The sequence below is a fragment of the Streptomyces clavuligerus genome, assembly GCF_005519465.1.
GTDB classification, from domain to species: Bacteria; Actinomycetota; Actinomycetes; order Streptomycetales; family Streptomycetaceae; genus Streptomyces; species Streptomyces clavuligerus.
On sequence record NZ_CP027858.1, the window covers coordinates 5,412,141 to 5,426,578 of the forward strand.

Sequence of the window (14,438 nt, forward strand, 5' to 3'; positions counted from 1 at the left end):
GGACATCGATCATATTGATGCACGAGCCTGAGGGCTCGCCGCACGGCCAGGGAGCGCCCGTGACCACAGCCCCGCTCACCGCCCGGCTCACCCGGGTCCAGGGACCGCTCTTCTTCCCCGTCACCGCCTTCGGCAGAGACGGCTCCATCGACCTCGACACCTACCGCACCCATGTCAGGGCGGGGGTGGACGCCGGTGCCGCCGCCGTCTTCGCCTGCTGCGGCACCGGGGAGTTCCACGCGCTGACCCCGGACGAGTTCGCCGACTGCGTCGCCGCCGCCGTCGACGCCACCGCGGGCGAGGTGCCCGTGATCGCCGGTGCGGGCTACGGCACCGCGCTCGCCGTCCACTACGCGCGGCTCGCCGAGGCGGCGGGCGCCGACGGACTGCTCGCCATGCCGCCCTACCTCGTCCTCGCCGACCAGGCGGGACTGCTGCGCCACTACACCGAGCTGGCCGCCGCCACCTCCCTGGAGGTCGTGGTCTACCAGCGCGACAACGCCGTCTTCACCCCCGAGACCGTCGTCGAACTCGCCCGCGACGAGTCGATCGCCGGGCTCAAGGACGGCCTGGGCGACCTCGATCTGATGCAGCGCATCCTCAGCGCCGTCCGCCGGGACGTCCCCGACCGGGACTTCCTCTACTTCAACGGGCTGCCCACCGCCGAACTCACCGGACTCGCCTACCGGGGCATCGGCGTCACCCTCTACTCCTCCGCCGCCTTCGCCTTCGCCCCCGACATCGCCATGGCCTTCCACCGCGCGCTCGCCCAGGGGGACGACAAGACCGCGGCACGGCTGATCGACGGCTTCTTCGCACCGCTGGTCGCCCTGCGCAACCAGGGGCGCGGCTACGCCGTCTCGCTCGTCAAGGCGGGGGTACGGCTCGAAGGGCTCGACGTCGGCGGGGTGAGGCCACCGCTGAGCGAGCCGTCCGCCGACCATGTGCGCCGGCTCGCGGCGCTGATCGAACGGGGCCGCGCGCTGCTGGAGGGAACGGCGTGAGGGCCTCCGTCTTCCTCTACCCCTGGGACGTCAACGGGGACCCCGGGGCCGCCTCCCGGATCGCCGCCCTCGGTGTCCAGCAGGTCACCCTGGCCGCCGCCTACCACTCGACCCGGGCCCTGACCCCCCGTCACCCCCGGCACCGGATCGTCACCGCCGAGTACGCGTCCGTGCTCTACGAACCGGACCCGGAACGCTGGGCGGGGCGGCGGCTGCGCCCGTACCCGGCGGGGGAGTGGGCCCCCGGCGACGCCTTCGGCACGGCGGCGCGGACGCTCGCCGCCGCCGGGCTCTCCGTCCACTCCTGGGTGGTCCTCGCCCACAACTCCCGGCTGGGCGCCGAGCACCCCGACAGCAGCGTGGTCAACGCCTACGGCGACCGCTACCCCTGGGCCCCCTGCATCGCCAGGCCCGAGGTCCGGGCCCACCTCGCGTGCCTGGCCGCCGAGGCGGCGACCCGGCCCGGCGCACACGGCACCGAGCTGGAGTCCTGCGGCTGGTACGGGCTCGCGCATCTGCACGCCCACGACAAGACCGCCGGGGTCGGCCTGGGGGACGCGGCGCAGTATCTGATGTCCCTCTGCTTCTGCGGGAGCTGCCGACAGGGGTACGCGGAACAGGGCCTGGACCCCGCCCGGCTGGCCGGGGCGGTGCGCGAGGCGCTGCGGCCGGTGTGGGAGGGCTCCTGGAGCGCGGCCCCCGCCGACGCGGGCATCGAGCGGCTGCTCGGCGACGAACCGGCCGCCGCGACCCTCGACTTCAGGGCCCGCACGGCACGCACCTTCCAGGAGGACATGGTCGCGGCGGTGCGCGCGGCGGCCCCCGAGGACTTCCAGGTGCTGCTGCACGCCGATCCGGCCGTCCACCACTGCGGGGCCAACGCGGGTGTGGACCCGGCGCACATCCTGTCCGTCGCGGACGGCGTGGTCGTCCCCTGCACGGGCGGCGCCCAGGCGCTGAAGCCGTTCGCCGGGCACGCGGCCGACCACTCGGTGCTCGCGGCGAATCTGACGGTGGTCTCCGGGATGGGCGGCAGCCCCGGCACCCTGGAGGCGGACGCCCGCAGAGCCGTCGGGCTCGGCGCCACGGAGCTGCGGCTCTACCACGCGGGGCTGGCGTCCGACCAGGATCTGCGGGCGGTGAGAGCGGCGCTGTCCCGGCTGCCGTGACCACGCGCACGGCCCGGCACGCGGACGCCCGTCCTCCGGGCCGCCGCCGCGCGGGCGGTCCGGGACACCGGCGCCCGTCCTCCGGGCCGCCGCCGCGCGGGCGGTCCGGGACACCGGCGCCCGTCCTCCGGGCCGCCGCGTACAGGCCCTCGCCCGTCCGCCTGCCCGTCCGCCTGCGCGCGCCCCGGGGCCCTACCGTGCCCGCCGGGTGTCCGTACGCGGCTGTCCCCTGTGGCCCGCCGTCCGTCCGCGCCTTCGGGCGTCCGGGGCGCCCGGCGGGGCACCGTCTCCCGGGCCCGGCCGGGCGGCGCGTCGAGAAGTACCGAGAAACGCCGAGGAGAGCACATGAACGAGGCACTCCGCGCCGCGCTCGCCGATGTCGTGGCCATCCCCGTCACCCCCTTCGCCGCCGACGGCACCGTGGACGAGCCCGCCCAGCGCGCGCTGCTGCGGCTGCTCGTCGACAGCGGCGTCACCACGCTCACCCCCAACGGCAACACCGGGGAGTTCTACGCCCTCACCCCCGGCGAGCGCCGCCGTGCCGTCGAGGTCACCGTCGAGGAGGCCGCCGGTGCCGCGACCGTCGTCGCCGGGGTCGGACACGAGGTCCCGGCCGCCGTCGCCGCCGCGCGGCACGCGGCGGCGGCCGGGGCACGGCTGGTGATGATCCATCAGCCGGTGCATCCGTACGTCTCCCACGCGGGCTGGGTGGACTACCACCGCGCCGTCGCGGACGCCGTCCCCGAGCTGGGAGTCGTCCCGTACGTCCGCGATCCGCTGCTCCCGGGCGCGGTCCTCGCCGAGCTGGGACGGCACTGCCCCAATGTGACGGGGGTGAAGTACGCGGTACCGGACGCGGTGACCTTCGCCGCCTTCGCCCGGGACGCCGGGCTCGACCGCTTCGTCTGGGTCGCGGGCCTCGCCGAGCTGTACGCGCCCTCCTACTGGGCGGCCGGCGCGACCGGCTTCACCTCCGGGCTGGTCAATGTGGCCCCCGCGATCCCGCTCGCGCTGCGGGACGCGCTGCGCGCGGGCCGGTACGCGGACGCCATGGAGCTGTGGGAGCGCGTCAGGCCCTTCGAGGAGCTGCGGGCCCGCGACCGGTCCGCCGACAACGTGAGCGTCGTCAAGGAGGCGCTGGCCGCGCTCGGGCGCTGCCGCCGGGAGGTGCGCCCGCCCGGCCGGGTGCTCCCCGAGGACCGGCGCGCCCGGGTCGCGGCCCTGGTCCGGAGCTGGGACGCATGACCGGCCAGGCCGCGGGGCCCGCCGACGGAGCCGGGGAACGGCACGCCGGACACGCCGGACCGGCTGGACCCGCCGCCGCGTCTGCTGCCGCATCCGTATCCGCCGCCGCGTCCGCGTCCGCCGCGTCCGGGCCCGTATCCGCCGCCGGACCGGCCGGACCCGCCGGGGGCGCCGCCACCGGGCCGACGGCGGAGCGCGCCGGGGAGCCGCGTACGGGGGAGCGGCTGCGCAGCCACCAGTGGTACGGCACCGGCGGTCTGCGCTCCTTCAGCCATCGCGCCCGCACCCGCCAGCTCGGCTACCTTCCCGAGGAACACCTCGGCAAACCCGTGATCGCCGTCCTCAACACCTGGTCCGACATCAACCCCTGCCATGTCCACCTCCGCGACCGGGCCCAGGCCGTCAAACGCGGGGTCTGGCAGGCGGGCGGCTTCCCGCTGGAGTTCCCCGTCGCCACCCTCTCGGAGACCTTCCAGAAGCCGACCCCGATGCTCTACCGCAACCTGCTCGCCCTGGAGACCGAGGAACTGCTGCGCTCCTACCCGGTCGACGGCGCGGTGCTGCTCGGCGGCTGCGACAAATCCACCCCCGCCCTGCTGATGGGCGCCGCCAGCGCGGACCTGCCCGCCGTCTTCGTCCCCGCCGGGCCGATGCTCCCCGGCCACTGGCGCGACCAGGTGCTGGGCTCGGGCACCGATATGTGGAAGTACTGGGACGACCGCCGCGCCGGGCTGATCGGCGACCGCGAACTGGCCGAGCTGGAGACCGGCCTCGCCCGCTCGCCCGGCACCTGTATGACCATGGGCACCGCGTCCACGCTGACCGCCGCCGCGGAGGCGCTCGGCGTCACCCTCCCCGGCGCCTCGTCCATCCCCGCCGTCGACTCCGGGCACGAGCGGATGGCCGCCGCCTCCGGGCGGCTCTGTGTCGACCTCGTCCACCGCGATCTGCGGCTGTCGTCCGTGCTCACCCGCGAGGCGTACGAGGACGCCGTCACCGCCGTGCTCGCGCTCGGCGGCTCCACCAACGCCGTGATCCATCTGATCGCCCTCGCGGGCCGCTCCGGCGTCCGGCTCACCCTGGACGACTTCGACCGGATCGCCCGGACCGTACCCGTGCTCGCGGATCTGCGGCCCGGTGGCCGATATCTGATGGAGGACTTCCACTTCGCGGGCGGGCTGCCCGGCTTCCTCACCCGGATCGCCGATCTGCTCCACCGGGACCGGCCCACGGTCGCCCACCCCACCCTGCGCGAACAACTGGCGGGGGCGCTCGTCCACAACGCCGACGTGATCCGGCCACGGGAGCGACCGCTCGCCGACGAGGGCGGGGTGGCGGTCCTGCGCGGCAACCTCTGCCCCGACGGCGCGGTCATCAAACACATCGCCGCCGAGCCCCGGCTGCTGCGGCACACCGGGCCCGCCGTCGTCTTCCCCGACTACCGCACCCTGCAACGCACCATCGACGACCCCGCCCTCGGTATCACCCCCGGCCATGTCCTGGTGCTCCAGAACGCGGGCCCCGTCGGCGGTCCGGGGATGCCCGAGTACGGGATGCTGCCGCTCCCCGCGTACCTCCTGAAACAGGGCGTACGGGACATGGTCCGGATCTCCGACGCCCGGATGAGCGGCACCAGCTACGGCGCCTGTGTGCTGCACATCGCGCCCGAGTCCGCCGTCGGCGGACCGCTGGCGCTGGTGCGGAACGGGGACCTCGTCACCCTGGACGTCCCCGCGCGCACCCTGCGCCTGGAGATCCCCGACGCGGAGCTGGCCCGCCGCCGGGCCGCGTGGACCCCGCCCCCGCGGCGGTACGAACGGGGGTACGGGGCCCTGTACACCGAGCACATCACCCAGGCCGACACCGGCTGCGACTTCGGCTTCCTCGCCCGCCCGGGGCGCACCCCCGACCCCTGCGCCGGATAGCCGCACCGGCCCCCTGCGCCGGGGCGGCGGCCCCCCTCGGCGCGGCGGCTCACTTCAGCGCGGCGGCCATCATCTTCTGGGCGACGGGCGCCGCCAGACCGTTGCCGCTGACCTCCGAGCGCGGGCCGCCCGCGTCCTCGATCAGCACGGCGACGGCGACCTCCTTGCCGCTCGCCGGGTCCTTCGCGTACGAGGTGAACCAGGCGTACGGCGTCCTGGCGTTGTTCTCGCCGTGCTGCGCGGTGCCCGTCTTGCCGCCGACCTCGGCGCCCGCGACCCGGGCGTTGGAGCCGGTGCCGTCCTCCACGACGGTGACCATCGCGCTGCGCAACTGTTCCGCCGTCCGCTCCGACATGATCCGCTCCGCCGGGGCGTCCTCGTACGACTCCAGCGTCTCCCCGTCGCCGTCGACGACCTCGGACACCATGTGCGGCGCCTTGAGCACCCCGTCGTTGGCGATGGCGGCCGAGACCATCGCCATCTGGAGCGGGGTCGCCGTCACATCGAACTGCCCGATACCGGTCAGCGCCGTCTGGGCCCGGTCCATCCCGGAGGGGTAGACGCTGGCGTACGCGCGCACCGGGACATCCAGTTCCTTGTCGTTGAAACCGAACTTCTCGGCCATCGCGCGGACCGTGTCCTGCCCCAGGTCGACGGCGAGCTTCGCGAAGACGTTGTTGCACGACCAGCGCATGGCGGTGCGGATCGAGGCGTTCTCGCAGGGGGCGGAGGCGATGTCGTTGGGCAGCTCCCGCACGGTGCCGGGCAGGACATACGGCATGGGGCTGTCGGTCGGCTCGTCGACCGAGCCGTAGCGCCCCTCCTCCAGCGCGGCGGCGGCGACCACCAGCTTGAAGGTGGAGCCCGGGGGCAGCGGCTGCCGGATCGCGCGGTTGACCATCGGCTTGTCCTCGTCCGCGAGCAGCGCCTGCCACGCGTCCGCGCCGTCCATGCCCGCGATGGCGGACGGATCGTACGAGGGGGTGCTGACCAGGGAGAGGATCTTCCCGGTCGCCGGGTCGACGGCCACGGCAGCGCCCTTGGTGTCGCCCAGCGCCCGGTAGCCCGCCTTCTGGACCTCGGGGTCGATGGTGGTCAGCACGGTGCCCGGCTCCTGCTGCTTGCGGGTGAGCGCGTCGGCGGGGTTCTTCAGCCGGTCGTCGGTGCCGTCCAGCACCTCGCTGTAGATGCCCTCCAACTGGGTGGAGCCGTAGAGCTGGGAGCTGTAGCCGGTCACCGGCGCGTACAGACCCCCGTCGGGGTAGGTGCGCTGATAGGCGAGATCACCGCTCTCGGAACGGGTGGAGCCGGTGACGGGCGCCCCGGCCACGACGATGTCGCCCAGCGGCTGCGCGTACTGGGCGATCTTCTTGCGCTGGTTGCGGTCGTTGTCGGCGAGGGCGTCGGCCTGGTAGCCCTGGAGCCAGGTGGCCCGGACCAGCAGGGCCAGCACCATCAGCAGACTGAAGACGGCGATGTGCCTGATCGTTCTGTTCATCCCATGGGAAGACGAACGGAGTGAGGCATTCCGTTCCGGTTCCGGGGAATTCTCAGACATTCCTCATCTACCGGGGCGCAATGTGATGATCCACCAGGGCGGGCGGGGCCGGTCAGCCGCTGGTCAGCGGCTGGTCAGGGCGGTGTGGGCTATCGCGGGGTGATGAAGCCCGACTCGTACGCGAGGATCACCGCCTGGGTGCGGTGCCGCGCCCCCGTCTTCGCCAGCACCGCCGCCACATGCGACTTCACCGTCGCCGGACCCACCCCCATCCGCTCGGCGATCTCCCCGTTGGTCAGCCCCGCGGCCATCAGCCGCAGGGTGTCCGCCTCCCGCTCGGTCAGCTTCCGCGCCCACGGCGGGACGGGGGCCGTGCGGCGCGCCCCGTGCTCCGCGGCCAGCGAGCGCACGGCGGCCGGGAAGAGCAGCGAGTCGCTGCGGGCCATCAGCCGCACCGCCTGTATCAGTTCGTCGGCGGCGACCCGCTTCAGCAGAAAACCGGCCGCGCCCGCGCGCAGCGCGTCGTACACGTACGCGTCGTTCTCGAAGGTGGTCACGACGAGCACCTTGGGCGGCCGGCCCGGTCCGGCCACGATCCGCTCGGTGGCCCGGATGCCGTTCAGCTCCGGCATCCGGACGTCCATCAGGACGACGTCGGGCCCCGCCTCCGCCGTGACGGAGACCGCCTCCGCGCCCGTCGACGCCTCGCCGACCACCGTGAGGTCGGGCTCGGCCTCAAGGATCACCCGCAGCGCGGTCCGCACCATCCGTTCGTCGTCGGCGAGCACCACGCGTACCGCGGTCGTCGTCCCGGCCCCCTCGGTCACCCGAGCCCCCTTCGTCGTCCCTGTCATGTCCGCCGTCCCGGCCGCTCCGGTCGCGCGGGCGGGCCGTCCTCCCGGGCGCCGGGGCCGCCGTCCAGCGGCAGCCGGACCCAGAGGCGCCAGACCGCGCCCCCGGGGCCCGCCCCCACCGTCCCGGCCCCGGAGCGGCCGCCGAGCAGCGAGGCCCGCTCGCTGACTCCGCGCAGCCCCCGGCCGCCGCCCGGCCGCGCCTCCCGGCGGGCGCCCGGCACCGGGTTGTCCATCCGGATCTCCACCGCCGGGCCGCCGGTGCCGCTGCCGCCGTCGCGGCGACCGATCCACAGCGCCACCGGCGCGCCCCCGCCGTGGCGCAGGGCGTTGGTCAGCCCCTCCTGGACGATCCGGTACGCCTCGCGGGAGACCCGGCGGGGGACGGCGGAGAAGTCGTCGTCGCCCGTCACCGCCACCGTCAGCCCGCTGCGGGACACCAGCCCCGCCAGCGACTCCAGTCCGGGCCCCGCCCCGCCCGTCCCGTCCACCACACTCGCCCTGTCCACCCCGTCCGCCCCGTTCATCCCGTCCTCCCGCAGCAGTCCGAGGACCGCGTCCAGCTCGCCCACCGTGCGCCGGGCGGTCTCCTCGATGGCGGTCAGCGCCTCCTGGACGAACGGGGGGTTCCGCTCCAGCACCCGCAGCGCCGCGCCCGCCTGGAGGGTGACCGCGCTGAGCGCGTGCCCCACCGAGTCGTGCAGCTCACGGGCGATGCGATTGCGCTCGGCGAGCCGGGCGGCGCGTTCCTCGGCGGCGGCGAGCCGGTCGGCGGGGGAGGGGCCGAGCAGCCGGGGCGCCGACCAGGACAGCAGCCGTCCGGCCGCCGCCGCGCACCCGGCGAGGGCCAGCAGCATGGCCGTACCGCCCAGGGGGAGGACGACGAACACCCAGTCCGGGAAGTCGGGCACCCGCAGGGCCCGCCGCAGCGAGGGGAGGAACGGCACCACGATCATGGTCCCGGCCGCCGGAGGGATCGCCAGCGACGCCCCGCTGACCAGCGCCCCGAGCCCGGAGTGCAGCGCGAACCAGGCCGCCGTGCGCAGCCGGGCCCCCCAGGTCCTGGCGGGCCCGTCCACCAGAGCCCCGGCCGGGACCCCGCACAGCGCCCGGGCCGCCGCCACCGACAGCGGCCGGGCGACCGGGGCGCACGCGCTCACCGCCGCGATCGGCACCGTGAACGCGTACACCTGGAACTGGCTCCGCAGCGACCCCGAGAGCGGTGTGACGTCCGTGGTCACCGGGGCGAGCAGCACGGACGCCAGCAGCCAGTACGGCATCAGCAGCGCCCCGCCCAGCAGCAGATGGAGCCAGCGCAGCCGGGCGGTCCGGCCGCACAGGGCCCCCAGGGACCGGGCCAGGAAGGGCAGGACCCGCACGGACCGGGCCGGTAAGGACCGGACGGCCGGCCCTTTGCCCGTGCGCCGTTCCCCCGATGGACCGATCGTCATCGGATCAGCGTAAACGGGGGAACGGGGCGGAACGGGGCGGTCGGCCCATCGCGGGGGTGGTCAGAGTCTGCGGGTCGCCAGCGCCAGCCGGTCCCGCGCGTCGAACAGCGCGTCCTTGATGAGCTGCTCATGGGCCGGGGTGAGCCGGGCCACCGGAACCGAGCAACTGATGGCGTCGCGCGCCGGGGTCCGGTAGGGGATCGCCACGCCGAAGCAGCGCAGCCCGAGCGTGTTCTCCTCGCGGTCCACCGCGTAGCCCTGCTCCCGGACGGTGTGCAGCTCGCGGATGAGCTTCTCCCGGTCGGTGGTGGTGTGCTCGGTCAGCGAGGACAGCGTCGGCGGCAGCATCGCGCGCACCTGCTCGTCGCTGTAGGTGGCGAGCAGCGCCTTGCCGAGGGAGGTGGAGTGCGCGGGCAGTCTGCGGCCCACCCGGGTGAACGGGCGCAGATAGTGCTGGGACTGACGGGTGGCCAGATAGACCACATTGGTGCCGTCGAGCCGGGCGAGGTGGATGGTCTCGGTGGTGTCGTCGGAGAGCCGGTCCAGGGTGGGGCGGGCCGCCGCGACGACCTCGTCGCCGTCGATGTAGGACGTGCCGACGAGCAGGGCGCGCACCCCGATGCCGTACCGGGTGCCGGTCGCGTCGGTCTCCACCCAGCCCAGCTCCACCAGGGTGCGCAGCAGCATGTAGAGGCTGGATTTGGGGTAGCCCACTGCCTCCTGGACGGCGGCGAGGGAGTGCATACCGGGGCGTCCGGCGAAGTACTCCAGCAACTCCACCGTGCGCACTGCGGACTTGACCTGTGATCCACCGGACCCACCGGAATCGACCGTCGGCATCGCTCTACGCCCCTTCTCGACCGCGCGGTACTGCCGACCGCGCGGAACCGGCCGCGCGGGCTCTCAAGACCGCGCGGGCTCCCTCGACCTGCCTTCGTGGACGACTTCTTGACCGTGCTGAACGCCCGGAAATAGAGTCCCCTTGCCATTCATCACCAGGAACGGCGTTCACCATACCGAATGCAGCCTGGTGCGGGCGGACCTCAGAGGGAAGAAAATCCAGGAAGGAAGCCGCAGTGGCAGCAGCACCGGTCTGGAGCGTCGATCCCCGTACCGGGGACAGGCGTGAGCAGGTCACCGTCGAGTCCACGGCCGAGGACGTCGACCGGGCCGTGCGCGCGGCCCACGCGGCCCGGGGCGCCCTCGCCGACCGGGCCCCGCGCATCCGGCTGCTGACCGCCGCCGCCGACGCGCTCGACGGCGCGCGGGAGCGGATCGTCGCCACCGCCGACGCCGAGACCGCGCTCGGGGCGGCCCGGCTCACCGGGGAACTGGCCCGCACCACCGCCCAGTTGCGGGCCTTCGCCGAGGCCGTGGCCGAGGGGGCCTTCCTCGACATCCGGATCGACCACGCCGACGGCAGCCGCACCCCGCCCTGGCCGGATCTGCGGCGCTACCGGGTGCCGCTCGGCGTCGTCGCCGTCTACGCCGCGAGCAACTTCCCGCTGGCCTTCTCCGTCCCCGGCGGCGACACCGCCAGCGCGCTCGCCGCGGGCTGCCCCGTCGTCGTCAAGGCCCACCCCGGCCACCCCGCCACCTCGGAGCTGTGCGCCGGGCTGCTGCGCGGCGCCGCCCGCGCGGCGGGGGTCGACGAGGACGCCGTCACCCTGCTGCACGGCTTCGACGCGGGCGTCGGGCTGATCCGCCATCCGCTCGTGGCCGCCGCCGGGTTCACCGGGTCGGTACGGGGCGGACGCGCGCTGCACGACCTCGCCGCCGCCCGGCCCGTGCCCATCCCCTTCCACGGCGAGCTGGGCTCCCTCAACCCCGTCGTCGTCACCGGGGCGGCGGCGGCCGAGCGCGCCGAGTGCATCGGCGCGGGGCTCGCGGGCTCGATGACCCTGGGCGAGGGGCAGTTCTGCACCAAGCCCGGTCTGGTGCTCGTCCCGGAGGGCCCCGGCGGCGACCGGCTGCTGACCGCGCTGACCGAGGGCGTCGCCGACCGGGCCCCCGGGGTGCTGCTCGACCACCGGATGCGGACCGCGTTCCTCGACGGGGTGGCGGAGCGGCTGCGGCTGCCCTCGGTCACGGCGCCCGCCGCCCCCGGACCGGGCGACGGCGAGCACACCGTCACGGCGGGCTTCCTCACCGTCCCCGCCCGGCTGCTGACCGCCGGGGGGCCGCACGATCTGCTGCTCGACGAGTGCTTCGGCCCCGTCACCGTCGTCGCCCGCTACACCTCCGACGAGGAGGCCGCCGCCGTGCTCGACCGGCTCCCCGGCAACCTCACCGCGACTCTTCAACTCTCCACGGAAGAGGCGCGGGGCGGGGAGACGCCCCCGGAGACGGGAAGGGATGCCGGGGCGGGACGGGACGCGGACGCGGCGGACGGCGGGGGCACGGCGGACGGCGGCGGGGGCACGGCCGCCGGGCTGCTCGCCCGGCTCACCCCGCTCGCCGGGCGGATTCTCGTCGACGGCTGGCCCACCGGGGTCGCCGTCGCCCCCGCCCAGCACCACGGCGGGCCCTACCCGGCCACCACCTCCACGGGCACCTCCGTCGGCGCCACCGCCGTCGAGCGCTGGCTGCGGCCCGTCACCTACCAGTCCACCCCGGACCCGCTGCTCCCGCCCGAGCTGCGCGAGGACAACCCCCTGGGGCTGCCGCGCAGGGTGGACGGGAGGCCGCGGCCCGGGGCAGGCTGAGCCCGTGACGGACGACGACGCGACGCTCCACCTGCCCGAACTCCCCTTCCCGCTGCGGCCCCACGGACCCGGCGGCGGCTGGTCCTACGAGGACGGCGTGCTCACCGGGCGGGCCGGTGCCCGCCAGGACCGCTTCGTCCCGCCCGCCGGGGACGCGCTCGACCCCGCGTCCGACGCGCCCCGGCTGCTGGCCGCGCCGACGGGGGACTTCCAGCTCGCCGCCCGGGTCACGGTCGGCTTCGCCGCGCCCTTCGACGCCGGGGTGCTCACCGTGCAGGCGGGGGAGCGGGAGTGGGCGAAACTCTGTCTGGAGCTGTCCCCCCGGCGGCCCACCATCTGCACCGTCGTCACCCGGGGCCACTCGGACGACGCCAACGCCTGGGAGGTCGAAGGCGACACGGCCTGGCTGCGGATCAGCCGCACCGGGCGGGCCTTCGCCTGCCACGCCTCCGCCGACGGCGAGCGGTGGACCTTCGTCCGCACCTTCACCCTCGGCACGGACCGGCAGGCGCGGACGGCCCTGGCCGGCTTCATGGCGCAGTCCCCGACGGGGGAGGGGTGCGCGGTGCGCTTCGACCGGATCACCTACCGCCCGTACGCCCCGGCCGGGCTGCGCGACGGCTCCTGAACCGCCGCCCCGGGCCCGCAGCCGGGCGGCGGCCCGCGCGCGGCGGGGGCGCGGATTCCGGACGCGCGCCCCGGCGCGTGACCACCGGCGCGATTGACCGGACGGGCGCCGGGCGCCAGGGTGGACGCCATGGAGAAGACGCTCGGTGAGGGAGAGTTCACGCCGGAGGGCACCTATCTGAACACCTCGGTCAGCGGGTTGCTGCCCGCCCGCGCCGCCGCGGCGGTCGGCGTGCTGACCCGGGCACTGACCACGGGGCGGCACGGCGGCCCGGACAACGGGTCCGCCATCACCGCCGCCCGCCGGTCCTTCGCCGGGATCGCCCATGTGCCCGAGGACCGCGTCGCCATCGGCAGCTCGGTCGCGGTCCATGTCGCACTCGTCGCCCAGGCCCTGCCGCCGGGCGCGGAAGTCCTCTTCCCCGAGGGCGAGTACAGCTCCGTCGTCACCCCCTTCACCGTCCGCGGCGACCTCCGGGTCCGTTACGCGCCCCTGGAGGCCCTGGCCGACGCCGTCCGCCCCGGCACGGCGCTGGTGGCGTTCTCCACCGTCCAGTCCGCCGACGGCCGGATCGCCGACTCCGCCGCCGTCCGCGAGGCCGCCGCCGCCCACGGGGCGCGCACGCTCGCCGACGCCAGCCAGTCCGCCGGATGGCTGCCGCTGGCGGCGGGCGACTGGGACTACACCGTCACCGCCGCCTACAAGTTCCTGCTCTGCCCGCGCGGGGTCTCGTTCCTCACCGTCGGCGAGGACGCCCAGGACTCCCTCGTCCCCATCCACGCCGGTCCTTCGGCGGGGGAGCGGCAGTGGACGTTCTACGGGCCGGTCGAGGACCTCGCCCCGTCCGCCCGGCGCTACGACGAGACCCCGGCCACCCTCCCGTACCACGCCGCCGGGCCCGCGCTGGCCCTGCTGGAGGAGATCGGGATCGACGCCGTCCACGCGCACGCCACGGGGCTCGCCCGGCGGTTCCGCGAGGGGCTGACGGCGCTCGGGCACCGGCCGCTGCCCGGCGACTCGGCGATCGTCGCCGTACCGGGGCTCGGCGGGCAGGCCGCCGGACTGGCGCGCGGCGGGGTGGCCGTCTCGGCCCGCGCCGGGAATCTGCGGGCCGCCTTCCACCTCTACAACTCCGCCGCCGACGTGGACCGGGCACTCGACGCGCTCGCGGCACTGACCGGATGACGGCGCGGGCCGACTGACGGCATCGACCCGGTGACGGCGCCGATCCGGTGACGGCGCAGGCCGGACGGGGACGCCCGCCGGACGACGGCGCCGCGCGCACCCGGAGTGGCGCCCCCCCCGCCGGAACGGACAGGGCGGGCGCCCCGGGAGGGCCCGCGCCGCGCTCAGCAGACCTCGTTGCGCGCCTCCGCGGAGCACTCCGACGTCTGCGCGCAGAGGTTTTCGGACACCTTCCCCAGCAGCCGTATCAGCTCGGCCCGCTCCTCGTCCGCGAGCCCCGCGAGGGTCTGCTCCTCCAGCCGCGCCCAGGCCCGTTCCACTTCCTCCCGCAGCTCATGGCCCCGTTCCGTCGCCTCCACCAGCGCGGCCCTGCGGTCGGCGGGGTCGGGGCTGCGGCGCACCTGGCCGGATTGTTCGAGCCGCTGGAGCATCTTCGTCACGGTGGACGGGTCCAGCTCCAGTTTCCTGATCAGCTCCGACTGGCGCACCGGTCCGCGCTCCCACAGCAGGGTCATCAGGATCTCCTGCCCCGGGTAGAGGCCGAGCCCGCGCAGCAGCTTCGCCGCGGCCAGCCGGTGCAGTCTGCTGATCCTGGCGATCTCACGGCTCGCGGGCCCGTCGAGCAGGCACTCCAGCCGCTGCGGGCCGGTGGTGCACTCCCCGGCCGGAGCCGGCCCGGCCTCGGGTGCCGCAGCCTTGGATGCCGTGGCCTCGGATGTCATGGCCTCGGGTGTCATGGGGCCTCCTCGGGGTGACGTGGTCGGGTGGCGGTGGTCG

General features: G+C 75.3%; 12 protein-coding genes. 7 read left to right on the top strand and 5 right to left on the bottom strand.

Translation table 11 applies throughout. The annotated features are described in order from the left end of the window. Positions 1–59: 59 nt before the first annotated feature. From CRV15_RS22805 to araD, 4 genes are all read left to right on the top strand, one after another. Positions 60–1,004 (top strand): 5-dehydro-4-deoxyglucarate dehydratase, encoded by a 945-nt coding sequence (locus CRV15_RS22805; protein WP_009995759.1) that lies wholly within the window; start codon positions 60–62, stop codon positions 1,002–1,004. After that, positions 1,001–2,173: a hypothetical protein gene (locus CRV15_RS22810; protein WP_003960032.1), complete on the top strand. Its 1,173-nt coding sequence runs from the start codon at positions 1,001–1,003 to the stop codon at positions 2,171–2,173. Before CRV15_RS22805 ends, CRV15_RS22810 begins: the two co-directional genes overlap by 4 nt. 345 nt (positions 2,174–2,518) lie before the next feature. Continuing rightward, positions 2,519–3,418, top strand: coding sequence for a dihydrodipicolinate synthase family protein (locus CRV15_RS22815; protein WP_009995757.1), 900 nt, complete (start codon positions 2,519–2,521; stop codon positions 3,416–3,418). Next, on the top strand, positions 3,415–5,343 hold the full coding sequence (gene araD, locus CRV15_RS22820) for an L-arabinonate dehydratase (protein WP_003960030.1): 1,929 nt from the start codon (positions 3,415–3,417) through the stop codon (positions 5,341–5,343). The genes CRV15_RS22815 and araD overlap by 4 nt, the downstream gene beginning before the upstream one ends. Before the next feature lie 49 nt (positions 5,344–5,392). Here the strand turns inward: araD and CRV15_RS22825 are convergent, their stop codons facing one another. The 4 genes from CRV15_RS22825 to CRV15_RS22840 form a co-directional block, all read right to left on the bottom strand. Next, positions 5,393–6,841: a peptidoglycan D,D-transpeptidase FtsI family protein gene (locus CRV15_RS22825; RefSeq protein ID WP_009995755.1), complete on the bottom strand. Its 1,449-nt coding sequence runs from the start codon at positions 6,839–6,841 to the stop codon at positions 5,393–5,395. Between the two features lie 149 nt (positions 6,842–6,990). Further along, on the bottom strand, positions 6,991–7,695 hold the full coding sequence (locus CRV15_RS22830) for a response regulator transcription factor (RefSeq protein ID WP_003960028.1): 705 nt from the start codon (positions 7,693–7,695) through the stop codon (positions 6,991–6,993). Then, positions 7,692–9,143 carry a sensor histidine kinase gene (locus CRV15_RS22835; RefSeq protein WP_078566361.1) on the bottom strand — a complete coding sequence of 484 codons (1,452 nt, stop codon included), beginning with the start codon at positions 9,141–9,143 and terminating at the stop codon, positions 7,692–7,694. Before CRV15_RS22835 ends, CRV15_RS22830 begins: the two co-directional genes overlap by 4 nt. 60 nt (positions 9,144–9,203) lie before the next feature. Beyond that, entirely contained in the window at positions 9,204–9,983 is a 780-nt protein-coding gene (locus CRV15_RS22840) for an IclR family transcriptional regulator (RefSeq protein WP_003960025.1), read from the bottom strand. Positions 9,984–10,219: 236 nt separating this feature from the next. On the opposite strand from CRV15_RS22840, the gene CRV15_RS22845 reads away from it, so the two are divergent. The 3 genes from CRV15_RS22845 to CRV15_RS22855 all read left to right on the top strand — a co-directional run bounded on the left by CRV15_RS22845 (position 10,220) and on the right by CRV15_RS22855 (position 13,661). Beyond that, entirely contained in the window at positions 10,220–11,848 is a 1,629-nt protein-coding gene (locus CRV15_RS22845; RefSeq protein ID WP_003960024.1) for an aldehyde dehydrogenase (NADP(+)), read from the top strand. A 4-nt stretch (positions 11,849–11,852) separates the two neighbouring features. Further along, positions 11,853–12,476 (top strand): DUF1349 domain-containing protein, encoded by a 624-nt coding sequence (locus CRV15_RS22850; protein WP_003960023.1) that lies wholly within the window; start codon positions 11,853–11,855, stop codon positions 12,474–12,476. A 129-nt stretch (positions 12,477–12,605) separates the two neighbouring features. Then, complete coding sequence (locus CRV15_RS22855) at positions 12,606–13,661, top strand: aminotransferase class V-fold PLP-dependent enzyme (RefSeq protein ID WP_009995748.1); 1,056 nt, start codon at positions 12,606–12,608, stop codon at positions 13,659–13,661. A 164-nt stretch (positions 13,662–13,825) separates the two neighbouring features. Here the strand turns inward: CRV15_RS22855 and CRV15_RS22860 are convergent, their stop codons facing one another. Beyond that, entirely contained in the window at positions 13,826–14,398 is a 573-nt protein-coding gene (locus CRV15_RS22860) for a MarR family winged helix-turn-helix transcriptional regulator (protein WP_009995747.1), read from the bottom strand. Positions 14,399–14,438: the final 40 nt, after the last annotated feature.